Source organism: Alteromonas sp. CNT1-28 (assembly GCF_022348345.1).
Classification (GTDB): domain Bacteria; phylum Pseudomonadota; class Gammaproteobacteria; order Enterobacterales; family Alteromonadaceae; genus Alteromonas; species Alteromonas macleodii.
This window is the reverse complement of record NZ_JAKREZ010000001.1, coordinates 336,262-359,789: the sequence shown is the minus strand read 5'-3', so window position 1 is coordinate 359,789 and position 23,528 is coordinate 336,262. Positions and strand designations below refer to the sequence as shown.

Below are 23,528 nucleotides of genomic sequence, written 5' to 3'. Positions count from 1 at the left end.
TGATACACGGCTAGGTTGTTATTACACTCTAGCTTCTTAAAACGATAGATTGTAAATACATTGAATACTGAATCGGCCTTTCACCTGCCATCACAAAAAGCACCTACATTGCTTGATAGCCGCTCAGCGAATGAACGGGATATCCTTACCCTAATTCGCCAACGTTCTTCATTGCCTAAAGCTGAAATAGCACAGTTAACGGGGCTGTCTGCACAATCAGCGACAGTGATCATTAAAAAACTAGAGGCTGACGGCCTGGTAAGGCGACTAAAGCCAATCAAAGGCGGAGTAGGCCAGCCCAAGGTGCCGTTTGGTCTCAATGAAAACGGCGCGTTTGGTATAGGACTGAAAGTAGGTCGACGAAGTTTCGATATGACGTTACTCGACTTGAAAGGCAATGTAAGAGCAACACTTCACGAGAAGTTTGCCTACCCGACCGTAAGCAATCTGCTTACCTTTGCAAAACGTGCTTTCAATGTACTCATTAAAAATTTGGATACCGACCAACAGCGCCTAATCCGAGGTTTAGGCGTTGCTATGCCCTTCGAAATTTGGAGTTGGGCAGAAGAAGCCGGCGCCCCAAAAAATGAATTGGAAGAGTGGAGAGAGTTTAATCCACAGGCGGCGTTGGAAGATTTATTATCACTGCCTGTTTTTATAAAAAATGATGCTGGAGCAGCGTGCAGCGCAGAGATGTCTTTCGGTAATTCCCAAAACTACAATAGTTTTCTTTACATCTTTGTTGGCACATTCTTAGGCGGTGGCCTGGTACTCAATAACCAGTTAGTTAATGGAAAAACAGGCAACGCTGGGGCCATTGGCTCTTTACCCTTTTACAATGGCAGTACACAAAGCCAGCTAATAACCCAGTCTTCACTTTATTTGCTGGAAAGAAAGCTAAACGACGCTGGGCACAACGGTCAGCATATTTATGAATCGCCATCCCACTGGTCTTGTGACACGCGCTCAATAGAAGACTGGTTAAGCGACACCGCCAGAGGATTGGCCTTTGCGACTCAATGTGCAATGAGCTTGTTAGACCTAGACGGCGTAATCATAGATGGCGCAATTCCTGATGATGTCAAAAACGCATTGGTCGCGCATACGCAAAGCGCGATGGAGACGCTTGATATGCGTGGCCTTGCTCAGGTACACATAAGCGAAGGTCTTGTAGGCAGAAAAGCGCAATCCATTGGAAGTGCAAACCTAGCCCTTCAGGCAAATTATTACTAATCATCTAACATCTCAAAAGGTTTGGCTTTGGGCAGCATGAAAGAAGGAATGCATGACATTTTAATTTTAGATGGCGGCATGGGGCGAGAGCTGAAAAAGACAGGTGCGCCCTTTAAGCAGCCAGAGTGGTCAGCACTGGCACTAATGCAAACACCTGAATTAGTAAGTGATGTGCACAAACGTTTTCTTGAAGCTGGTGCCTGCGTTATTACCACTAACGCCTATGCGCTTGTACCTTTTCATATTGGGGAAAATACATTTAGGGAGCAGGCTTTTACTCTCGCTCAGAATGCGGCCGAACTCGCTCGAGGCGCAGTAAACGCACTAAAGAGCGATGGTGACAATAAGCGATTTGTCGCGGGTAGCGTTCCTCCGGCTTTTGGTTCTTACCGCCCAGATTTATTTGATGCAACCCGTGTAGCCGACATTCTCACCCCGCTTATTAAAGCCCAGGAGCCCTATGTTGATGTTTGGTTGATTGAAACTGCAAGTTCGGTAGAAGAAGCTGAAGCCGTGGTATCACTTATAAAACAGCACTCTTCACTGCCTTTATGGCTGTCATTCTCCGTTAGTAATCGAGAAACATCTAACGAGCCTGTGACATTGCGCTCTGGTGAGCCGCTAAGTGAGATAGCGCCAATATTGAGCGAAGTACAAAGCGTACTTTTCAATTGCTCGCAGCCGGAAGAGATGGAAGACGCTATTTCAATAACGCGAAGTTTAAATACTTCGATTAATATTGGCGCTTATGCAAATAGCTTTTCTGAGAGAAAACGTACACACGCGGCCAACGCGCTACTTTCCGAAATACGTGACGATATAACCCCCGCCCGCTATGTTGAATACGTTAAGACTTGGGTAGCTGCTGGCGCAACTATCATCGGGGGCTGCTGTGGTATCGGCCCTGAACATATTAAAGCCATCAGCGACGTTTAAACAGCAACTCAACGAATGTCAGTTTCGATTCACTTAGCCACTGATTACCGCCTCGTTCAAAGTGCCCCGCTCAATTCGCTATCGATGTAATGATTTTGGCACGCTGATATCTATTGTTCGACAAGGACTGGCCTTGGCCTACGTGCCTGACTTCATAGCAAAAAGCCATAACCTTACTAGCGTCGATGTATTAGGTTATGACTTTTATCATACGGAGCACTTCGAACTTGTTTACAAACCTAGCATGGCATCGGGATGGCTCAACCGGTTTGTCGACTCAGTTAAAAGCGCTATTTCGTAACAACATTTTTAGCCCCTTTGATCAGTGCTTCTCTGTCAATTTTATTCGGGACTTCCACTCCACGCCGTGCGGCTGGCCTCGCTTCAATACTGTTATTCCAACGGGTTAAGTTGTCTAACCCTTCTATGCTTACACCAGACCATTCATAGGTACGCACCCAACACCAGTTCGCCATGTCAGCAATACTGTAGTCGTCGACCAAATACTCTCGATTTTCTAGCCTCCCATCTAGCACGGTGAATAGGCGACGTACTTCGTTTTGATAACGTGCTATCGCCACCGGAATTTTTTCTTCTAAGTAACGGTGGAACACATTAGCTTGGCCCATCATTGGGCCTATGCCTCCCATCTGAAACATGACCCACTGTAAAACCTGGCTTTTTCGCTTTGCGTCGGAGGGTAAAAACATACCGCTTTTTTCTGCGAGATATATCATGATAGCGCCAGACTCAAACACGATGTGACCATCGGCTTCTCTATCCACAATCACAGGAATGCGGCCATTGGGGTTCATCGCCAAAAATTCAGGAGTTTTCTGCTCTCCCTTCATCAGGTTTACGGCATGGGCGGTGTATTCAAGCCCCATTTCTTCAAGCGCTACCGACGCTTTCCAACCGTTCGGTGTGGCTGCGGTGTATAAATCTATCATTAGGCTTTTGCACTCTCTCTGTTACTTACCGCCTCATACCAGCGCGCCAGATTGACATGCTCGTCAGTCATACGAATTCTTACCACTCGGGCGAAATCCATAGCGCATAATGCGGTTATATCAGCAATAGAAAAGGTGTCACCAGCAATAAACTCTTTAACACCAAGTCGACGCTCTAAAATGTTCAAATATTTCGACGCATTGATACCCGCTTCCTTACCGAATTCAGGAACTGGCGTCATACGATCTTTAAAGTAGCCTGTAGTATGTTGAAAACACATACCAATTTGCATCATAAACGCGAACTCTACTTGTCGTTGCCACATAGAAATAGTCGCTTTTTCAACGGGCGTTGTTCCCATTAGCGGTGGCTCTGGCTGCAGTGCTTCAAAATACGTACAAATGGCATCGGTTTCGGCAATACAGGTGCCGTCATCAAGCTCTAAAATAGGTATCTTTCCCAGCGGGTTCTTCGCGCGCATTTCCGCAGTTAGATTTTCACCCTTTTGAATGTCGACCTGAACGTAGTCAACGTCAATGCCCTTCTCAGCCAAAAACATTCGTACTCGACGTGGGTTGGGCGCAGTCTTCGTTTCGTAGATTTTCATAATGATGATTACGGGCCTTATGGTGATTAGTCAGGAATTGTAATAACCCAAGATTAGTAACTGTGCAGTACGCTTTCAAATCACTCTGTATATGACTCATACTATTCAGCGCCTTTATGGTTATACCTCTGTGTTTTTCGCAGATAATTAACCAGTTGCAGGTCTTGAACCAGCTCTATCTAGATGCAGCTACAGCGCTGTGAGTACTTTAAGACGCTTTATTTCATTGTCAGTAAAATGGGCAGATTGATACTCTTGCAGTGCTTTTTCTATTGCGTTTGAATCAAGAGATTGCTGGACCAAGTTATCGCGGAATGTTTTGTATTCGGCAATTCTGTTTTGCCACTGAGCTTGTTGTGCCCATGTTTTGGAAAAGCGTTCTGCAACTTCGCTACCAAATTCAGCCGCCACTGCGTTATAGCGATCGTTAATAGTGCTGTGGTTGTTTTTTATTTCGTTTATTCGATGCATATTAAGCGTGGGCTGGAAGGCTTCACGTTCGGCGGAGTTTCCCGCTTTAATTGACTCGACGATAAGGGCCTTTCTTTCGTCTCTGGATAAGGTGTTTTCTTGGGCAACACTTAAACGTGCTAGCGCCGCCTCATCTACCTGCGCTTCTTGACTAAACAGATAGTGATATTCAGTATTATTAAAGTAAGTTCGTCTAATTTCCTCTCGCTCATCTAGCTTAAACGACACATCCTGCAAGCTGTGACTGGCAAGGTCGACGTCCAATTCAACCAAAGACAGCGCTACTTTGTAATCGACATACCGGGCAAATAAGTCGATTGCGTCACCTTGCGTGCTGAGTGTGAATACTTCATGAGCATGGGTTGTGTAGGCAAGTTTCACTGCTTGCGGCACTTCTGAGGTGCGTGCAAATACGAAGCGATCGAAAGCGTCTTTGGTCGAGTAATTGAGTTCAAAGGGAATGAGATCAGCTGCAATATCAGTGTCACTATCCCGATGACTACCTACATCAGTTACTTGATGTACTGCACCGCCTCCTTCTAACTCATATTCTCCGGCTTTCGCTTGTTCACCTAAGGATGAGCGTTGACTGAAAATTTCTGAATTAGAGGTTTGGGATTCAGACGCTAACTGGTTGTAAAGAATAGCACCGAATACTAAGAGGGCGAGCAGCCCTCCTAGTATTGGAAAAACACGGCGTAATTGACGCTTCTCCACTACAGTCCTAAGCCTTTCAGTCGGTTAGCCTGACGAACAAAAACGTCAACTGGGTCGGTTTCAAACCAGTGCGTTATGCCAAAGCTCTGGTTGACTTCATCAAGGTGGTTCATTTTATAGTTGTCTTTAAGTACTTTGCCTAAATGAGAACTACAGGTCGATACTAGCCCATCGTTTGGCTCTTTGAATGCGGTGCCAGTAATAGCTAAGAATGGGTCAACTACATCAAGTGCATTGGTGTAAGTTCTGCCTCCGCTCCACGAGAAATAGTACACGCCATTTTCAGCCAACATTTTTCCATCGTTGCGGCAGTAGGCAGTAGGCATCCCTTCTGGATATTTTTGATTGAAAGCAACAGAGCCAGACGTAGACAATGAATTAAGCGCAGCGATTGAATCTGTAGGTTTGTCTCGCGGATCTGACCCAGAGGCAATCTCGATGATATTGGCGAACGCATTAACTACAACGCCCGCAGCACCCTCGCCCACTGAACCTTCAGAAAAAGCGTCTCGTAGTTCATCTGCCACTTTGCTTCCCCAGTTTACGCCGGCAACTGAACTTACCGAAGCAACCTTATCTGGGGCAACGCTTGCGGCGTAACGTGCCGTTGGACCACCGTGACTGTGTCCAATTAAATTCACTTTGTCAGCTCCTGATAGCGCCAGAACTTCATCAATGTAATCGAGTAACTGTTCACCGCGGACTTCGGTCGAGTTTGCTGGTGAGACCTCTGCGATATAGACAACAGCGCCGTTTCGGCTAAGTTTGTGCGGTACCTTATAGAAATAATCAACAAATAAGATATCTTCGAACCCAAACAGACCGTGAACTAACACAATAGGGTGCTTGGTTTTTGCGTAGGTGCCAGCGTAGGCTTGGCCAGACAAGCCTAATGTCATACTGAACAAAGCTAATAACACGGCGAATTTACCGAGCCATGGTTTTGTAGAGCGTATTCTTATAGAGCGTAAGTGGTTATATAGTGTCATCGAGTGTGTCCCATAATTATGGTTATATGTGGTCTGTGGTCAGACCTTTGTTATAATTATGTAAACACCATGTAAAGATCAACCTTTGTGTGAAATCTTTAATAAAGGCTTTTACTGTGTATAGGCAAATTTTCGACGGAGTTAGTTACTATTAGTCAGTTAATTCAGAAAGATAGCGTCAGGTATGAAGTATGTTAACCCATACCATTTGCACTAAACATACAGGACATAAATAACACTTATAGTCGCTTATTTATGTTTGGAATATGCTTGAATGTAGTTTACCGCTAGGCTCGAAGTGGTTAGCCACTCTCCTTTAAGTGGGTTTAGCCTCATACCGACCTGATACTTAAGGGTAAACTCATTTCCAATCCAGCGTTTTAATTCGCAGGGCTTAACAAATTTCTTCCAGTCATGGGTTCCTATTGGTAAGTAGCGCATTACGTATTCCGCTCCCACTATGGCAACAACATAACTTTTCAGCGTGCGGTTCAGCGTCGCCAAAATCAGGAGGCCACCCGGCTTAACCAAACTTGCGCACTCGCGCATAAGCTGCTGCTGGTCAGGCACGTGCTCAACAACTTCGGCGTTAATTACCACATCATATTGCCGACCTTCTTCTACTACCTCGCTTGAGAGTTTATGCTGATAGTCTACCTTTACTCCTGTATTTTGAGCATGGCGCCTTGCCACTTCTACGCTCACCGCACTGGCATCTATTCCCGTAACTTGAGCGCCTAATTTTGCTAGCGGTTCGCTTATTAGCCCACCGCCACTGCCAATATCTATCACTGATAAGGCGGAATAATCGGGAGGCAAGTTGCCCTGACCGAAATGATTTTCTATTTGTGCTTTTATAACGTTTAGTCTTGCCCGATTAAAATCCAGCGCGGTTTTGTATTTGCCTTCTGGGTCCCACCAAGAGTCAGCCAGCGCATCGAAGCGCGCAATCTCTTGTTCAGAAAAGTTACTGTCGCCTGTTTTTTTGCTTTTATCGAGCACGATTTTTTACCTTAAAACGTAGTTACCGTAGCGCTTATTGTTGACCCTTGTCGAGCAGGGTCATAAGGTGGATAGATAAGGTTCTATTCATCCTAAATTCGCTACTTGGCGATTTGAATAAGACATACCTATTAAACCATACGTTGTAAAAGAGGGTTCTGATTTTGGCGAACGCAAAAAATGTTTATGGACGCCCACTCCAGCTATGCTGTGGAAATACTGGATTTACGCGAGAAGGGTTTTGCTATGTACCAGACGCTGATGTGGGTAATCACAGCGTATGCGCGGTTGTCACTGACGAATTTCTTCAGTTTTCGCTACGACAAGGCAACGACCTCATCACGCCGTGGCCTAGTATGACATTTCCTGGCCTGTTAGCAGGTGACAGATGGTGTTTGTGTGCCGCTCGCTGGCTACAAGCCTATGAGGCAGGTGTAGCGCCGAAAGTACGCTTGGAAGCCACACATGAAAAAGCGTTAGACATTATTCCACTTTCACTGCTAGAAGAGTACGCGGCAGATTAATCTAAACCTGCCGCCTCGCCCTCGAATGCTTATATTCGCACTATTGCGCGAACATCGCTTGATTGAGCAGTGAAGCTCAATCTACTACTGAGGAGTACGAATTACCATAAGGCGAGTCTCAGACATATCTTCAATCGCATAGCGAATACCTTCGCGCCCTAGACCTGAGTCCTTCACGCCACCATAGGGCATGTTGTCCACCCGCCAGCTAGGTACATCTCCAATGACCACACCACCAACGTCAAGCACGTCCCATGCTTTGTTCGCTTTGTATATATCGCGGGTAAACACACCTGCTTGAAGTCCGTAGCGGCTGTTATTTACTTCTTCAAGCGCTTCATCATAGTCATCGAATGGCACCAGAATAGATAGAGGGCCAAACGCTTCTTCGGCACTGGCATCACAATCCTTTGGTACATTTTCCATTACCGTAGCCTCAAGCATGGCGCCGTCTCGCGTTCCGCCGCATAGAATGGTGGCACCTTTCTCTTTTGCTTCTTCAATCCAGCCGTGAAGGCGCTCTGCTTCGCCTTCTGAGATCATAGGGCCAATAAAGGTGTCTTCATTAGACGGGTCGCCAGACACTAACGCTTTCACTTTTTCCACATAGCGCGACTTAAACTCATCGTAAATTTTGCTATGCACTAAAAGGCGCTGAACACTTATACAACTTTGCCCTGATTGATAATAAGCTCCGACAATTACCCGGTCGATGGCGTCTTCAATATCGGCATCTTCATCAACTACGCATGCGGCGTTACCGCCAAGCTCCAATACCACCGGCTTCTTTCCTGCTTTTGCTTTAAGCGCCCAGCCCACATCAGGTGAACCTGTGAAGCTAAGCAGCTTTAGTCTTTCATCAGTAGTGAATAAGTCAGCGCCGTCGCGGCTACAAGGTAGAATAGAAAATGCGCCTTTGGGTAAGTCGGTTTCAGCTAATACCTCACCAATAATGAGCGCACCAATAGGGGTTCGCGAGGCAGGCTTAAGTACAAAAGTACAGCCTGCTGCGATCGCAGGAGCCACCTTATGCGCAGCCAAATTCAGAGGAAAATTAAACGGCGATATAAATGAACATGGACCTATAGGGACCTTCTTGGTCATGCCCTGATAACCTTTGGCGCGCGCCGAGATTTCTAAATTCACCACCTCGCCGTTAATACGCACTGATTCTTCTGCCGCTATTTTGAAGGTATCGATAAGACGGCTGACTTCGCCCTTAGCGTCTTTAATTGGCTTACCAGCCTCTATACAAAGCGCTTGTGCCAACTCATCGGCTCTTTCGGTAAAGCACTTCACACAGTGCTCTAGCACCGCTTGTCTTTCGAAAGGAGCCATGGCGGCCATCGCAGGCTGCGCTTCTTCTGCTGCAGCAATGGCCTTATCGATGGTATCCGCATCGGCCATCGCCACCTTGGTTGCTACCTCTCCGGTGTATTTATTAGTTACGTCCAAGTCGGTATTGGCATAATGTGGCTCACTCGCTAAATAATAGGGATAGCTTTCCTTCAACATTTTTTACTCCTTACCTTTCTGTTACGTTTGGCTTAAAGCTTGGCGCTAAGCTCTTTAATCGTATGATTTAGTGTTTTGTCATTCATACTGTAATCAACTGGACAATCGATAATATGTACGCCTTTTGTGTTCAAACACTTATCAACTAAGTGAATAAGTACATCCGCGTCGTCAACTCTCCAGCCCTGTGCGCCGTAACTTTGTGCGTATTTAACAAAGTTGGGGTTGCCATAATCTAAACCAAACTCATCGAACTGCATGTTTGCTTGTTTCCACTTGATCATTCCGTACGCATCGTCGCGCAAGATGATCACCACAAGGTCAAGCTTAAGCCTAACGGCAGTCTCAATTTCTTGGCTATTCATCATAAAGCCGCCATCGCCGCATACGCTTACCACAGGGACATCGGGCTTTACTAGTTTGGCTGCTATAGCTGATGGCAAACCGGCTCCCATTGAAGCCAGTGCGTTATCTAAAAGCAGAGTATTCGGATGATATGCGGGGTAATTTCGGGCAAACCATATTTTATATACGCCGTTGTCTAACGTAACAATGCCGTTATCAGGCATAACTTTACGAATATCGCGTACAAGACGTTCTGGTAAGATAGGGAATCGATTATCGTCTTCTGCTTCAGCACGGTGGTCTACATAGGCTTGATGCACATCTTTGTAGAAGTCGAGTTTCCAACTGTCTTGGGGAGTAATGCCTTCTTTTATTTGCCAGATGCTGTTAGCAATATCTCCAACGACTTCGAGTTGCGGGAAGTAAACAGGGTCTACGGCAGCCGAATCAAAGTTGACATGAATCACTTTTTTATCGTTGTGGTGCATGAAGAACGGTGGCTTTTCTACCACATCGTGGCCTACGTTGATAATAAGATCGGCACGCTCTATTGCCCTGTGTACAAAATCACCGTCAGACAGAGCAGTGTTCCCTGCAAAGCGCGGGTCGCTTTCGTTTAGTACCCCTTTACCCATTTGGGTGGTAACAAATGGAATGCAGGTTTTATCAACAAACTCCCTGAGCATTTTCGCTGTTAGCTTTCTGTTTGCTCCGGCGCCAATCAATAACAAAGGTGACTGGGCTTCTTCAATCATAGTAACCGCAGCAGCAATTGCTTTGTATTCGGCGATAGGTCGACGGGCCATGCTAGGTGTTAGTATTTGGGCACTGGTTTGTTCTGCGGCAATGTCTTCTGGCAGTTCAATGTGTACAGCGCCCGGGCGCTCTTCATGGGCTAGACGAAATGCCTCTCGCACAGTAGAAGGAATTCTATCGCCACTCACAATCTGGTTGGTGAATTTAGTGATCGGCCGCATCATGTCAACGATGTCGATAACTTGAAAGCGACCTTGTTTGCTGGTTTTGATCGGCTTTTGCCCAGTAATCATCAACATTGGCATAGCGCCAAGTTGAGCATAAGCCGCGGGAGTAACTAGATTAGTGGCCCCAGGTCCTAAGGTCGAAAGGCACACTCCCACTTTTCCGGTAAGCCTGCCGTAAGTAGCAGCCATAAAACCAGCACCTTGCTCGTGACGCGTCAGCACCAGTTTAATAGAGGACTCGCGCAACGACTCAAGTAAGTCGAGGTTTTCTTCACCTGGGATACCAAAGACGTATTCCACGCCTTCTGCTTCTAACGCTTTAACAAATAAATCGGACGCTTTCATGTGCTGCACGCTCCTTGTAATTTGAGCAGAAAATAAAGTGCTTATTAGTTGTGCTACGAAACAATGCTGCGAATGGGTTTACTGTGCGTAATAAAATGCCCGTTGCTAACGGGCATGTTAAAAAATAGTGTATAGGAGAGAAAAAGGAAGTCTAATCACTGATTATTATGCGCTTGTATGCGAGCAAAGAACCATCTTCGTTTTGTGACACACTAAATGTATATTCATTGTAGTCACTGCCAAACACTGTATCTTGACCCAGCAACGTGTCTGGCTCACCCCGGTGACTGTAGTCGGGATGATTGGTACAAATGTCTTGGCAAAAGCTATCGGAAAAGCCAAATTGAGAAACCAATTGATCAGTATTGTTGCGACGTATACGAAAATGGATGTGGATAGCTCGGCTACTGTACCAGCCGGGAAAACAGCTTTTTAGGTTTATTCTTCCGCTAGCATCTGTCACCGCAATACCTCTGAACCACTTCGCACTTAATGCATCCGCTTCATTTCCCGTGCAAAATGCCGAATTAAATCCGCTGGCATCGACACTATCACTGGTATCTCCTGAATAAACGCCATCTACATCGCAATGCCATACTTCAATTTCATAACCCGATAGGGGATTACACGCTTCATCAATTAACTGAAGACACAACATCATCGGCAAACCTGTTTGCTCATATGAGATGTCGTCAAGATAGTCACTTTGAAAATAGCACGGGCCTTCCGTTTGAGAACCTGTGAGAGCCACACTGCATACAGAAGCAGTGTCAAATAAACTATCGTCTGGAAAGTCTGACGTCATAGCTGACGTGCCATCGCTTGCCCAACCGTCAAAATCTTCTTCAGGTTCGGCATTTGAATCGGTGTTGTTATTGGAAGATGAGGAGTTAGATGTTGTGGAACTGTCAGAGGCGGAATTGGAACCTCCACACCCCCACAATCCGATAGCAATAGGAGCCAATGTAAGTCCCACCGCTGTTTTCATAAAGCGGCGTCGCTTTAGCGGCTTTTCCGTTAATTTGTTTGATGTCATCGTACGTTGCCCTTGGTTGTCTTTGCAAAAAAGACATTTAGCTAAAGGACAGGGTTCTCTTATTTACTCAAGCTTTACGTAGCTTTACACAGTAAATAAGCAAAGTGAAAAAAGCGCAGGTATTTGGGTAACTAAACCTAGGTTATTCAGCACTCCATTCGGATAGTGCCTTCTGTGTTACTTTATCTACCTCATGTTTATTTTCGCTTATCCACCAGCGCTCCATAATACGGACATTTTTCTGATTGGCTTTATAGAATATATCCACAATGTCGCCAACAAATGGAATAAAACCTAAGCCAAAGTCGATTGCTGAGTTTTTTACCATTTGAGCTATTAGCGCTTTGGGCATACCCAATGATTTTCCCAGCCAAACTATTCGAAGTGAAACGAAGAGCATCAGCGCGTCACCGGCTCCTGGGATAAGGCCCACGATTGAATCCAAGCCTATTCTTATTGGGATAAAAGGGAGCTTTACAGCAGTATCCAGCAAGTTCGCCAGTTTTTGCGCTTTAAGTAGTGCCTTTGGTGCTTTGCCTTCCACGACCTTATCTCCCTTTCAATATAATAAATGCGCCACCAAGGGTGATTTCCCTATTGGTTTTCCTCGAAACGTTTACTGTCAGCTTTTCAAACGCTACTTTTCAGCGCCTAACGCTCTTGCTAAGCCTGCGCGCAAACCGTTGTCCGACTGTACTGTCCACCCATGCAGGTTTTCTTGCACTATGTCAAAAAGCACGTCTATATGTTCTTTGTCACTGTTAAGTGCCGCGATGTATTCATAGCGCTCACCACCAGCTTCCATAAAGTACTCGCGATTCTCTTCACCAATTTCTTCAATAGTTTCCAAGCAATCGGCTGAGAAGCCAGGGCACATAACCTGAATGGATTTCACCCCTTTTTCAGGTAAAGACTTTAACGTTTCATCTGTATACGGTTTCAACCACTCTTCTCGACCAAAACGAGATTGGAAGGTTGTCATATATTCGTCGTGTGAAAGGCCAAGTTTCTCGGCAAGCAAGCGCGACGTTTTGTGGCACTCGCAGTGATAGGGGTCACCATTCATTAAATAGCGCTTAGGAATACCGTGGTAAGACAAAATAAGCTTGTCCGCTCTTCCATGGGTTTCCCAATGCGCTTTTACTTTGTTCGCCAGCGCGGTAATGAAATTATCGCGGTCGTGATAGTGATTCACGAAGCGAAGTTCTGGGAGCCAACGGCGAGAGGTGAAATCCTTAGCGATAGCATCAAATGTGGAGCCAGTTGTCGACGCGCTGTATTGAGGGTAAAGCGGTAAAACGACGAGTTTGCGTACGCCTTTTTCCAACATGGACTCGATGGTATCACCAATGGCGGGCTTGCCGTAGCGCATGGCAAAATCAACAATTACGTCATCGCCATATTGGGTTTTACAGCGTTCAGCAATAGCTGATGCTTGCGCTTTAGTAATAGCCATAAGTGGAGAGCCTTCTTCCGTCCATACGGTGGAATAAGCCTCAGCAGAACGCTTAGGGCGAAAGTTTAAAATGATACCATTTAATACAAACCACCAAATCGCTTTAGGCACTTCCACAACCCGCGGGTCAGAAAGAAACTCTTTCAAATAAGGGCGTAACGCCTGCTTAGTTGGCGCTTCCGGTGTCCCCAAATTCGTTACCAGTACGCCAATTTTATCTGGTTGCCCGTGAGTAAAACCTTTGTTCGATTTGTATTTCATGTATTCATAGTCCGAGAAGTACTGCGCTATATCCGTATTATACTGAATTACCTTAGATTATGATCTGCTATAACGCCAAAAAAGTGCGATTGCGTTAATAGTTTTTGGGCATTAAAAAAGCGACAGGTGTTCGAAAATACTTTTCAAAAACACATGCCGCTTTCTTAGTTTGCTGCCGCATTATGCGTGTGGCAGCCCGTAAAGCTATCTATTTAAGGCTGATAGTAAGTCGCTGCGCCCGGGCCTACCGGCATACCGAGTAGGAACACCCAAATGTAGAACAAAATTGTCCAACCTACGATAAACACCATTGAGTAAGGCAGCATCATGGCAATGAGCGTGCCCATTCCCAAGTCTTTCTTGTACCTTGCAGCCATGGCCAAGATGAGTCCGAAATAGCTCATCATAGGTGCGATAACGTTTGTGACTGAATCACCAATACGGTATGCAGCTTGAATCACTTCAGGCGCGTAGCCTATGAGCATGAGCATTGGCACAAAAATAGGTGCTGTTACCGCCCATTGCGCTGATGCACTCCCTAGCGACAGGTTCACTACACCACACATCAAAATAAACAGAATAAACACCGCTGGGCCATCTAACCCTGCCGCTTGTAACAACGCAGCACCTTTAACGGCTAATACTGTGCCTAGGTTTGTCCACTTGAAAAACGCAACAAACTGCGCAGCAAAGAATACTAGCGTAATGTAAAGACCCATTGCCCCCATGCTTTTAGACATGGCATCAATAACATCTTTGTCGTTCTTCATCGACTTGGTAACTTTACCGTAAACAAAGCCAGGAATAGCAAAGGTGATAAATATGAATGCAACAATGCCTTTAAGGAACGGAGAGCCCGCTACTTCACCTGTTTCTGGATGACGCAATATACCGTTTTCTGGCACTACCGTCAGCGCTAGTATCGCGCAAACAATAACAAACGATATACCTGCCCAACGCAGGCCTTTCTTTTCTAAATCCGTAGGCGCGTCCATTGATTGCTTGCCTAAATCTATGGAAGCATCAGCAGGGTCAAATTTACCGAGTCTCGGCTCAACAACCTTTTCGGTGACCAACGCGCCCATTGTGGCTACAACGAAGGTACTGATGAACATGAAGTACCAGTTTACTTCTGGACCTACCATATAGTCGGGGTCAATCATGTGAGCAGCGGCTTCCGTGATACCCGACAACAGTGGGTCGACAGTTCCAAGCAGTAGGTTGGCGCTATAGCCAGCCGATACACCTGCAAACGCGGCGGCCAGACCCGCTAACGGGTGACGACCTAACGAGTGGAAAATCATCGCTGCCAGTGGAATAAGTACCACGTAGCCAAGCTCTGATGCTGTGTTTGAAATGATACCTGCGAAGACGATAGCAAAGGTCACGGCACGTTTAGAGGCATTCATTACCAACGCGCGCATTGCTGCTGATAACAGGCCAGAATGTTCTGCTACCGATACACCAAGAAGCGCAACAAGTACGGTACCCAGTGGCGCAAAGCCTGTGAAATTGGTAACCAAGCCTGTCACTATTCGCTGCAAACCTTCTGCGCTCATCAGCGATATGACTTCAATCATACCGTCTTCTTCACGCCCCTTTGCACCTATTGGGCGAGGGTCAGCTACAGCAATGTCAAAGTAACCAAGTATCCCACTAAGTAACACAATGAAAAGTGAAAGCAGAGCGAACAGCGTTACTGGATGTGGGAGCAGGTTTCCTAACCATTCCACCGTGGTGAGAAATCGCGAGAATAACCCACCTTGTCCGCCCCTATCATCGGCAGACACTGTATTTGTATTTTCCGTTGTCAAAATCTTCCCTCTGTCGTTTATTGACGTCTACCACACCAAGGTTAATGCTGGGAAGGCATCAACCTTGTACATAAATAGTGACGTGTTTTAATAGTATTCAGACGGTATTTTACCCGATTTAGTAAAATTTTGGCAGTCGATAGGGTAAATGAAGGGTTAAGTCAGTGTACATTTTCCTAAATTGCCCGGCTACACAGATTAAATATAACTCGCTATATCATACCGTTAGCCATTCAAAAGGCGTAAAAAAACCAGTCTAAAAAGACTGGTTTTTAAAGCTTCAAATTACGGCTATTTAGTTACCGTTTGACTTGTTCATATACTTGAAGAAGTCGCTGTCTGGTGCAATAACCATGACATCTTGTTTGCTGTTAAAGCTTTGCTTATACGCGTCCATACTGCGCAGGAAGCTGTAAAAATCAGCGTTCTTTGAGTAAGCATCAGCGTAAATTTGTGCCGCAATCGCATCACCTTCACCGCGAAGTTGACGTGCATTACGCTCAGCATCAGCAAGCATTACCGTTACCTTCGCATCGATGTTTGCCTTAATGACTTCGGCTTGCTCTTGACCTTCTGAACGGTGCTCACGGGCTACGGCGGCACGCTCTGCGCGCATACGCTGGAAGATAGAGTTGCTCACTTCAGTGGGTAAGTTAATCTGCTTAACGCGTACGTCTACAATTTCAATACCTAGCTCGTCAGACGATGTAGAAGCTTGTTCCATTGCTTGGTTCATAAGCGCTGAACGCTCACCAGAAACGATTTGTGCAATAGTACGAGTACCAAACTCAGAACGTAGGCCGTTGTTTACTTTTTGCTTCAGTAGCGCTTCTGCTTGCAGCTTGTTGCCACCCGTTGATAGGTAGTAACGTGCAAAGTCTTCTATCCGCCACTTAACATAAGAGTCAACAATCAGGTCTTTCTTCTCGCTTGTTACAAAGCGATCAGGCGTTCCATCCAACGTTTGAATACGCGCATCTAGATGGCGTACCGAGTCAATAAACGGAAGTTTAAAGTGTAACCCTGGCTCAAAAACCCGAGTTTCACCGGTCGCGTCATCGCGCTGAACCTTACCAAATTGAATAACAATGGCACGCTCACCCTCTTTAACTGCGAACAGAGAACCTGATGCAAGCAAAACAAGAAGAACGAATGCTGCGATTAATAAATTCTTCATTATGCTTATCTCCCTTCTCTGTAGCTGTCACCGCGCAAACCAGAGGTTGGCGACGAATTACGGCTTCTGCCTGAGGTATCAGTTACAGGTGTTTGTAAGCTTTCTAGCGTGTTGCGTGAGCGATCGTTAGACGACGACTGCTGACGCTCCATAATTTTATCCAGAGGCAGATACATCATGTTGTTTCCGCCTTTGCTATCAACCATAATTTTGCTGGTGTTACCCAACACTTCTTCCATGGTTTCAAGATAGATACGTTCGCGAGTAACCTGAGGTGCGCGCTCATATTGTGGAAGCAGCTCTTCAAAACGTGCCACTTCACCCTGCGCTTCCAACGTTACACGCTCTTTATAGGCTTGCGCTTCTTCATTCATACGATTTACTTGACCACGTGCACGTGGCTCAATCTCTCTCGCATAAGCTTCAGCTTCACGAATAAAACGTTGTTCATCTTCCTGTGCAGCAATCGCATCATCAAAAGCATCTTTAACTTGCTCTGGTGGGCGGGCATCACGGAAGTTCATATCGATAATGGAAACACCCATGTTGTAGGGTTCAATGATCGCTTGAAGCTCTTCCCATACACGCTGACGCGTTACTTCACGGCCGTCGGTAAGTACGTCGTCCATTTTAGAGTGGCCAACTACGTAGCGAATAGCGCTATCAAGAGACTGACTTAAACTCTGCTCAGGGCTTTCAACGGCAAACGTCCAACGATATGGGTCTACAACGCGAAATTGCATTTCCATTTGAACGCTTACCACGTTTTCGTCTTCTGTAAGCATAGAGCCTGAAGATGACTGGTCGCGAATTGACTGAACATCAACTGGGATTACTGAGTCAATGAACGTTGGCGCCCAACGAAGACCCGGCTCAACCTGCTCGTGATACTCACCGAAGCGAAGCACTACGCCACGCTCTGCTTCACGAATAGTGTAAAAACCACTAATGAACCAAATTACGACAAGTAAACCTACAAGAATACCAGCGCCGATACCACCTAGGCTTTTGCCTGAGCCGCCACCGTTGCCACCTGACTTTCCAAACTTACCAAATAAGTTCTTAAAAACATCGTCCAAATCTGGGGGACCTTGCTCTTTCCCACCGCGATTCTTCCACGGGTCGTTATTATTGCCACCCGGCTCATTCCAAGCCATGCTGATACTCCATAGATTACTGTTATATTTTTGAATTTCGCATGCTCAATGCAGTGACTAGCACTGACTAATGTCGCACAACATACTCTGATATTCCGTTTTCCAGACGTTTTTCAAGTCTGTTCCAGTCAGCGGCGGGCATTCTTACATCAACTACCCAGTCTCCCTGACTGTCGTATTCTTCACTAGCAATACAGTTTAGTTCGTACAACACGCCGCGCAATCGACTTTGTGCAGGCGGAATCTTTAATGTGTAATTCACCATACTTTTACCTAAACATTCGGTTAAAGCTTGGCTCAATAATTCCGTTCCTTCGCCTGTTTGTGCAGATAGCCACACTCTGACAGGCACGCCTTCGTCGTTTCTTTCTATACGCGGTTGAACGTCGTCTAGTTTATCAATCTTATTACAGATTAGTAATTGTTGAATCTCTCCAGCTTCAATTTCTTCAAGTACATCATTAACTTCATCCATGGTTTCGCGATATTTTGCATCAGCAATATCAACCACATGGAGCAGTAAATCTGCTTCTTGAGTCTCTTGAAGTGTCGCTTTAAACGCAGCAACGAGGTCGTGGGGAAGATGACGAATAAAACCTACCGTGTCGGCTAAAATAGCCGGCCCTACGTCTTTTAAATCGATTTTGCGTAACGTGGGATCTAGCGTTGCAAACAGCTGATCGGCAGCGTAAACGTGTGAGTCGGTAATGGTGTTAAACAGCGTCGATTTTCCCGCATTCGTATAGCCAACTAAGGATACCGTTGGAATTTCAGCGCGTTTGCGCGAGCGGCGACCCTGCTCGCGTTGCTTTTGCACTTTTTCCAAACGACGAAGAATGGCTTTAATACGACCACGAAGTAGTCGACGGTCAGTTTCTAGCTGTGTCTCACCTGGACCGCGAAGACCAATACCACCTTTTTGACGCTCAAGGTGGGTCCATCCTCTGATGAGACGAGTTGAGATATGCCTCAACTGGGCTAGTTCGACCTGAAGCTTACCCTCATGTGTTCTTGCGCGCTGCGCAAAAATATCAAGAATTAGCCCCGTTCTATCTAACACCCGGCATTTACACACCGCTTCTAAATTACGCTCCTGAGAAGGAGAAAGCGCGTGGTTGAAAATAACAACGTTGGCATCGTGTGCTTTCACTGCCGCTGCTATTTCCTCTGCCTTACCTGAACCAACAAAAAACTTAGCATGAGGCGCACTGCGCGAAGTCGTAATAACTTCTACCGCATTAACCCCTGCTGAAGACACAAGCAATTCAAGCTCACTTAAGTCTTCTTTACTGTTCTCGTCGGAAAAATTAACATGAACAAGTACAGCCTGTTCACCGGCTTCATAACGGTCAAACAAGCGCGTTACCTTTTAAATTATTCACCTTTAGTATTTTCAGAATCTCCTGCGCTAGGCATTGTGATAGCGCGTGCTGGAACAACAGTAGAAATCGCGTGCTTATACACCATTTGGCTTACTGTGTTCTTCAGTAAAATTACGAACTGGTCGAAAGATTCAACCTGTCCCTGAAGTTTAATACCGTTTACCAGATAAATTGATACTGGAATACGTTCCTTACGCAAAGCGTTCAAGAATGGGTCTTGTAAAGATTGCCCTTTAGCCATTTGATATCCTTAGTTTTTATTATTCGTGATAGGAATTTCACTATCACTGCACGTCTAATATATACCACACTCAAACATTTAAAGTGTGACTTTCGCTGTAATTTTAGTCAAATTATCGTTAGCAAATGTGTCTAGCCATGTAACCTGCTCCCAGCCCCGTAACCACGTGAGCTGACGCTTGGCGAGCTGCCTTGTAGCGATAATGCCTCTTTCACGCATTTCTGCGTAACTCAATTGGCCGTCTAGGTACTGCCACATCTGTCTGTACCCTACCGAACGAATAGAAGGCAAATCTTCATGAAGATCACTGCGTTCGTAGAGCTTTACTACTTCATTCTCAAACCCTTGCTCCAACATCAAATCAAAGCGGGTCGCTATACGTTCGTGCAACACTGCCCTGTCTGCGGGCGCTATGGCAAATTGTGCAATGTTATAAGGGCACTTTTCACCCTCTTCTTGTTGCCAATGTGTCAACGTCTTGCCGGTACTTCTATACACTTCCAGCGCACGGGTAATTCGTTGTGGGTCGTTGGGGTGAATTCTCTCACCACTAATTGGGTCTACACCACGTAATTCATCGTGTAATTTAGACCAACCCAAGCGTTGTGCCTGCTGTGTTATTTCGTCCCGTATCTTTTCATCTGACTTAGGTAGTGGCGAAATTCCATTTATCAAGGCATTAAAGTACATCATTGTACCTCCAGCCAAAATTGGCACCTTGCCACGCGCTAAAATATCGCCAATTAGCGCATTAGTGTCGTTTACAAATTGCGACACCGAATAGCTTTGTGCAGGGTCGATAATATCAATTAGATGATGTACTACACCTGCTTGCTCTTCCTGCGTTGGCTTCGCAGTGCCGATGTCCATACCTTTATAAACAAGGGCTGAATCAACACTAATTACTTCGCTTTCAACCTTGGCCGCTATATCAAGCGCCAAGCCTGTCTTGCCTGATGCCGTGGGGCCCATAATTGCTATTACTGGCAATGCAGAATTTATGCCATTGGACACCTTATTCTCCCCATACATCTAGCACTGAATTTAAGGGGCGCACTTTAGCAAATTGCTCAATAATTTCCCATTGTTTCACTTCGCTCTGCTGATCCAACCAGTACCACAGCGCATTTGATGTCTCTTCATCTAAAACATGTTCAGGCAAAACCAATGATTTTACGGCATCATCAAGTGAATTTACTTCATCATTTAGTTCAACTAATAAGAAGTATTCAAACCACTTGAGCCACGGCAAGTGCCTGGTGCCGGCCGGCACCTGTTGCAGCCGATATTTGCCAGCCACTTTATTCACTTCAAAATGCGCGTCGTTTAGCAGTGTAACCAATTGCTCATTGACATTATTGAGCGAAACAGCAACGGGCATTAACAACGGTTGTCCATGCTGCGCTTTTAAAAATAGTTCGCTTAACCAGATACTTGCAACTTTAGTTGCACAAAGAAGGTAAATTTTTTCTGATTTTGGGTAAATTCTACACTGGGAAGTTAGATTAACGTGCTCTGCAACGGGCATCGGGTCTGCATTGTTGTTAATAATGTCGCTATTTGGCGTCATTAACGCATTGTAATTTGACTGATATGCCGCACTTGGCCCTCGACTTTGCTTATGTGGAGTGCCACCACTTCGTCCACCACTGGCACTCCCCGAGGATGTATTTCTTGGACTGCCTGTAAATTGCCCATAAGGCTGTGGCGCGCCTTGAGAGACTCCCCCCGTCGAGTAACGAGAAGACTCGTTGAACGCCTGTACATTATCCGACGTTTGATTCTGTAAAGGCCTAATGTAATCGTGTTCTACCTGAGAAGACATGAAATCTGAGCCCGAAGGACGGCTTGCGTCCATTCCTGATAAAGGCTGTTCGTCGGTCATGGCGTGCAGCGCATCACTCACGGTTTTACAGATAAAGTCGTGCACCAATCTGCCTTGTTGAAACCTCACCTCATGCTTGGCGGGATGAACATTTACATCCACATCTTTAGGGTTAACCGTTAAGTACACCACAAAGCTTGGTTGCTCCACCACCCCCCAAACGCTTTCGTACGCTTGGCGAATAGCGTGCATAATAAGCTTATCTCGCATGCCTCTGCCGTTAACAAAACTGAACTGGCAATCATTACTGCTGCGAAGCATGGCCTCATTACCTAGCCAAGCATCAATGTGAAGACCTTCATACTCAGTACTAATATGTACGGCGTTTTGAACAAACTTTTGTCCAACCACAGCGCCAATTCGGGTGGCTAAACTGCCTGCTTTGTCGGCGATAAAGCGCTTTGCTACTTTATCGTTGTGTTTTAAAACAAATGAAACCTTGGGATAGCTCAGTGCTATGCGTTTTATGACTTCTTCAATATGCTGAAATTCGGTTTTTTCGGTGCGTAAAAACTTACGTCTTGCTGGCGTGTTGTAAAACAGATCTGCCACGTCAATTGTGGTGCCAACAGGGTGGGCCGCTGGCTGGATATTTACCGCCATTTCCCTACCCTCACAATAGGCCTGCCACGCCTCACCTTGAGACTCAGTGCGCGATGTCAGTGTTAACCGGCTTACCGAGCTAATACTGGCCAGCGCTTCGCCACGAAAGCCAAGAGAGAGAATTTGTTCTAAGTCATCCAGAGTGGTGATTTTGCTGGTTGCATGGCGACTCAATGCCAGCTGCAGTTCACTTTTGACAATGCCTGACCCATTGTCTTTTATTCGAATGCGTTTGTGGCCACCTTTTTCAATATCGACTTCTATTTTGGTGGCACCAGCATCAAGGCTGTTTTCTAGTAATTCTTTAACCACAGACGCGGGGCGCTCAACCACTTCACCAGCGGCAATCTGGTTTGCAAGTTGGGGAGATAAAAGCTGTATAGGCAAAGGACTACCCTATGATATTAACTATATGGATTCGTGGCGATACGACATGTAAGTGCAATGAGTGCTGAAAAAGCCGATGAAACAAAACCTAGGTTTAGGTTCTCGGAATATTTAGTACCTGCCCTACGCGTACAACATCACTTGAAAGATCATTCGCTGCTTTGATGCTGCTTACTTTTACATTGTAACGCTGTGCTAATAACGAGAGCGACTCGCCGCTTCTTACTTTGTGCGTTCGGTTGTTCGCCCTTTCTTGTGCCCACAGTGTACCATCAGGGGGAACTTGCTTGAAGTAACGCTTAGTCGCATTAAACATGGCATTCGCTAAGCGTTCGCGATGTTTAGACCAGTTCAGATTCTTCTCTTCTTGCGGATTAGAAATGAAACCAACTTCAACCAAAATAGAGGGGATGTCAGGCGCGGTCAAAACTGCAAAACTGGCGGCTTGTGGTTTTCTTTTATGCAGACTGGTCACCTGCTTTAGCTCTTCAACCACTTTATTACCTAAATCGTGGCTGGTCGCCATGCTGTGATCCATCGATAAACCCAGTATGGTTTCAGTAAGATATCGCTCGCTTGATTTATCATTGATCACTTCAGCTGCACCACCGAGTAATTCAGAGTGACGTTCAGATTTCTCTAGCCAGCGGCCTAATTCAGTGTCTGCTCTTCGCATGGATAGTACCCACACCGAACCACCTCGCGGTTGAGGCTGACTAAACGCATCGGCGTGGATGGAAATAAGCAAATCGGCTTTTTTCTCGCGCGCAATTTCAGGACGTCGATTAGGAGAAACATAATAATCATCGCCACGAGTCATGATGGCGCGCATACCTCGCTCCCGGTTTATCATGTCTTCCAGTTTTTTGGCGATACTCAGGGTGATGTGCTTTTCATAGGTACCAGCCGGACCGATTGAACCTGGGTCATGTCCACCATGCCCGGCGTCGATGGCGACGATAATGTCTCGGTCTCGGGCACTGGTAGAATCATCAATAACGACAGAGCCAGTTGATGCCGACGCTGATAACGTTGGCGACGGCTTCGGCGCGCTATCTGGTAAATCGACAACCAGCCTGTGTCCGTAAGCACCATCGGGGGTTACTGCAAATAACGAAGGCTTGGTATTTCTATTGAGCTCAACAACCACTCTGGCAGATGATTTGTTTTTCGGTGTGGAGTAGCGCAGCTTTTTAATCAAATCACCGCTGTTTTCAATGCCAGAAAGCTTAGCGGTGTCGCTGGTGTTGTTAAGATCGATGACAAGCCGAAGCGGATTTTTAAGTGTAAAATAGGTGAACTCTGGCGCTGATTTCATATCGAAAACAACGCGCGTATTGTCCGGCGACGGCCATATCCTAACCCCGTCGATGTTATTTTGCGCACCGTGTGCGAATTGCACGACGAAACACAATAATAATACCGAAACTATACTGCGCACCATAATTAGCCTTTCTGTTATTGTTATGCTGCTCTCGTCAACTCCGGAGCGGCTATTTATTCAGTTTTTC

General features: G+C 45.9%; 21 protein-coding genes. 3 read left to right on the top strand and 18 right to left on the bottom strand.

The annotated features are described in order from the left end of the window. Positions 1 to 60 precede the first annotated feature (60 nt). Entirely contained in the window at positions 61 to 1,233 is a 1,173-nt protein-coding gene (locus MHN02_RS01535) for an ROK family transcriptional regulator (protein WP_239244256.1), read from the top strand. A 48-nt stretch (positions 1,234 to 1,281) separates the two neighbouring features. Next, positions 1,282 to 2,169 carry a homocysteine S-methyltransferase family protein gene (locus MHN02_RS01530; RefSeq protein ID WP_232300892.1) on the top strand — a complete coding sequence of 296 codons (888 nt, stop codon included), beginning with the start codon at positions 1,282 to 1,284 and terminating at the stop codon, positions 2,167 to 2,169. Between the two features lie 290 nt (positions 2,170 to 2,459). On the opposite strand, the gene MHN02_RS01525 is transcribed toward MHN02_RS01530, so the two are convergent. The 5 genes from MHN02_RS01525 to ubiG all read right to left on the bottom strand — a co-directional run bounded on the left by MHN02_RS01525 (position 2,460) and on the right by ubiG (position 6,906). After that, complete coding sequence (locus MHN02_RS01525) at positions 2,460 to 3,119, bottom strand: glutathione S-transferase N-terminal domain-containing protein (RefSeq protein ID WP_239244254.1); 660 nt, start codon at positions 3,117 to 3,119, stop codon at positions 2,460 to 2,462. After that, positions 3,119 to 3,727, bottom strand: coding sequence for a glutathione S-transferase family protein (locus MHN02_RS01520; RefSeq protein WP_239244252.1), 609 nt, complete (start codon positions 3,725 to 3,727; stop codon positions 3,119 to 3,121). Before MHN02_RS01520 ends, MHN02_RS01525 begins: the two co-directional genes overlap by 1 nt. 189 nt (positions 3,728 to 3,916) lie before the next feature. Beyond that, positions 3,917 to 4,915, bottom strand: a complete 999-nt coding sequence (locus MHN02_RS01515; protein WP_101566191.1) for a lipase chaperone family protein — start codon at positions 4,913 to 4,915, stop codon at positions 3,917 to 3,919. After that, entirely contained in the window at positions 4,915 to 5,904 is a 990-nt protein-coding gene (locus MHN02_RS01510; RefSeq protein WP_101566193.1) for a triacylglycerol lipase, read from the bottom strand. Before MHN02_RS01510 ends, MHN02_RS01515 begins: the two co-directional genes overlap by 1 nt. A gap of 249 nt (positions 5,905 to 6,153) precedes the next feature. Beyond that, on the bottom strand, positions 6,154 to 6,906 hold the full coding sequence (gene ubiG, locus MHN02_RS01505) for a bifunctional 2-polyprenyl-6-hydroxyphenol methylase/3-demethylubiquinol 3-O-methyltransferase UbiG (protein WP_101566195.1): 753 nt from the start codon (positions 6,904 to 6,906) through the stop codon (positions 6,154 to 6,156). A 164-nt stretch (positions 6,907 to 7,070) separates the two neighbouring features. Between ubiG and MHN02_RS01500 the strand changes: the two genes are divergently transcribed. Next, entirely contained in the window at positions 7,071 to 7,430 is a 360-nt protein-coding gene (locus MHN02_RS01500; RefSeq protein WP_014951082.1) for a DUF2237 domain-containing protein, read from the top strand. 84 nt (positions 7,431 to 7,514) lie between these two features. On the opposite strand, the gene MHN02_RS01495 is transcribed toward MHN02_RS01500, so the two are convergent. The 13 genes from MHN02_RS01495 to MHN02_RS01435 form a co-directional block, all read right to left on the bottom strand. After that, on the bottom strand, positions 7,515 to 8,945 hold the full coding sequence (locus MHN02_RS01495) for an aldehyde dehydrogenase family protein (protein ID WP_156078947.1): 1,431 nt from the start codon (positions 8,943 to 8,945) through the stop codon (positions 7,515 to 7,517). A 32-nt stretch (positions 8,946 to 8,977) separates the two neighbouring features. Next, on the bottom strand, positions 8,978 to 10,618 hold the full coding sequence (locus tag MHN02_RS01490; RefSeq protein ID WP_014951084.1) for an acetolactate synthase large subunit: 1,641 nt from the start codon (positions 10,616 to 10,618) through the stop codon (positions 8,978 to 8,980). A gap of 151 nt (positions 10,619 to 10,769) precedes the next feature. Continuing rightward, positions 10,770 to 11,654 carry an intradiol ring-cleavage dioxygenase gene (locus MHN02_RS01485; protein WP_239244250.1) on the bottom strand — a complete coding sequence of 295 codons (885 nt, stop codon included), beginning with the start codon at positions 11,652 to 11,654 and terminating at the stop codon, positions 10,770 to 10,772. Between the two features lie 142 nt (positions 11,655 to 11,796). After that, positions 11,797 to 12,198 carry a DUF4112 domain-containing protein gene (locus MHN02_RS01480; RefSeq protein WP_014977648.1) on the bottom strand — a complete coding sequence of 134 codons (402 nt, stop codon included), beginning with the start codon at positions 12,196 to 12,198 and terminating at the stop codon, positions 11,797 to 11,799. 93 nt (positions 12,199 to 12,291) lie between these two features. After that, on the bottom strand, positions 12,292 to 13,371 hold the full coding sequence (hemH, locus tag MHN02_RS01475; RefSeq protein ID WP_014977649.1) for a ferrochelatase: 1,080 nt from the start codon (positions 13,369 to 13,371) through the stop codon (positions 12,292 to 12,294). Positions 13,372 to 13,583: 212 nt separating this feature from the next. Then, positions 13,584 to 15,161, bottom strand: a complete 1,578-nt coding sequence (locus MHN02_RS01470; protein WP_014951088.1) for an AbgT family transporter — start codon at positions 15,159 to 15,161, stop codon at positions 13,584 to 13,586. A gap of 319 nt (positions 15,162 to 15,480) precedes the next feature. Next, entirely contained in the window at positions 15,481 to 16,362 is an 882-nt protein-coding gene (gene hflC / locus MHN02_RS01465; RefSeq protein WP_014951089.1) for a protease modulator HflC, read from the bottom strand. Between the two features lie 5 nt (positions 16,363 to 16,367). Continuing rightward, positions 16,368 to 17,519, bottom strand: a complete 1,152-nt coding sequence (gene hflK, locus MHN02_RS01460; protein WP_014951090.1) for an FtsH protease activity modulator HflK — start codon at positions 17,517 to 17,519, stop codon at positions 16,368 to 16,370. A gap of 67 nt (positions 17,520 to 17,586) precedes the next feature. After that, positions 17,587 to 18,876 carry a ribosome rescue GTPase HflX gene (gene hflX / locus MHN02_RS01455; RefSeq protein ID WP_014951091.1) on the bottom strand — a complete coding sequence of 430 codons (1,290 nt, stop codon included), beginning with the start codon at positions 18,874 to 18,876 and terminating at the stop codon, positions 17,587 to 17,589. A gap of 17 nt (positions 18,877 to 18,893) precedes the next feature. Beyond that, a complete protein-coding gene (gene hfq / locus MHN02_RS01450) occupies positions 18,894 to 19,142 on the bottom strand; it encodes an RNA chaperone Hfq (RefSeq protein ID WP_014951092.1) in 249 nt (82 codons plus the stop codon). Positions 19,143 to 19,220: 78 nt separating this feature from the next. Beyond that, a complete protein-coding gene (miaA, locus tag MHN02_RS01445; RefSeq protein ID WP_044583787.1) occupies positions 19,221 to 20,174 on the bottom strand; it encodes a tRNA (adenosine(37)-N6)-dimethylallyltransferase MiaA in 954 nt (317 codons plus the stop codon). After that, positions 20,158 to 22,017, bottom strand: a complete 1,860-nt coding sequence (gene mutL / locus MHN02_RS01440; RefSeq protein ID WP_014977651.1) for a DNA mismatch repair endonuclease MutL — start codon at positions 22,015 to 22,017, stop codon at positions 20,158 to 20,160. Before mutL ends, miaA begins: the two co-directional genes overlap by 17 nt. A 94-nt stretch (positions 22,018 to 22,111) precedes the next feature. Further along, on the bottom strand, positions 22,112 to 23,461 hold the full coding sequence (locus MHN02_RS01435; RefSeq protein ID WP_014951095.1) for an N-acetylmuramoyl-L-alanine amidase: 1,350 nt from the start codon (positions 23,459 to 23,461) through the stop codon (positions 22,112 to 22,114). Positions 23,462 to 23,528 lie beyond the last annotated feature (67 nt).

Coding starts and splice junctions, on each gene's coding strand:
- MHN02_RS01530 (WP_232300892.1), top strand. CDS start 1,282: ATGCATGACATTTTAATTTTAGATGGCGGCATGGGGCGAGAGCTGAAA.
- MHN02_RS01525 (WP_239244254.1), bottom strand. CDS start 3,119: ATGATAGATTTATACACCGCAGCCACACCGAACGGTTGGAAAGCGTCG.
- MHN02_RS01520 (WP_239244252.1), bottom strand. CDS start 3,727: ATGAAAATCTACGAAACGAAGACTGCGCCCAACCCACGTCGAGTACGA.
- MHN02_RS01510 (WP_101566193.1), bottom strand. CDS start 5,904: ATGACACTATATAACCACTTACGCTCTATAAGAATACGCTCTACAAAA.
- MHN02_RS01495 (WP_156078947.1), bottom strand. CDS start 8,945: ATGTTGAAGGAAAGCTATCCCTATTATTTAGCGAGTGAGCCACATTAT.
- MHN02_RS01490 (WP_014951084.1), bottom strand. CDS start 10,618: ATGAAAGCGTCCGATTTATTTGTTAAAGCGTTAGAAGCAGAAGGCGTG.
- MHN02_RS01485 (WP_239244250.1), bottom strand. CDS start 11,654: ATGACATCAAACAAATTAACGGAAAAGCCGCTAAAGCGACGCCGCTTT.
- hemH (WP_014977649.1), bottom strand. CDS start 13,371: ATGAAATACAAATCGAACAAAGGTTTTACTCACGGGCAACCAGATAAA.
- hflC (WP_014951089.1), bottom strand. CDS start 16,362: ATGAAGAATTTATTAATCGCAGCATTCGTTCTTCTTGTTTTGCTTGCA.
- hflK (WP_014951090.1), bottom strand. CDS start 17,519: ATGGCTTGGAATGAGCCGGGTGGCAATAATAACGACCCGTGGAAGAAT.
- hfq (WP_014951092.1), bottom strand. CDS start 19,142: ATGGCTAAAGGGCAATCTTTACAAGACCCATTCTTGAACGCTTTGCGT.
- miaA (WP_044583787.1), bottom strand. CDS start 20,174: ATGTATGGGGAGAATAAGGTGTCCAATGGCATAAATTCTGCATTGCCA.
- MHN02_RS01435 (WP_014951095.1), bottom strand. CDS start 23,461: ATGGTGCGCAGTATAGTTTCGGTATTATTATTGTGTTTCGTCGTGCAA.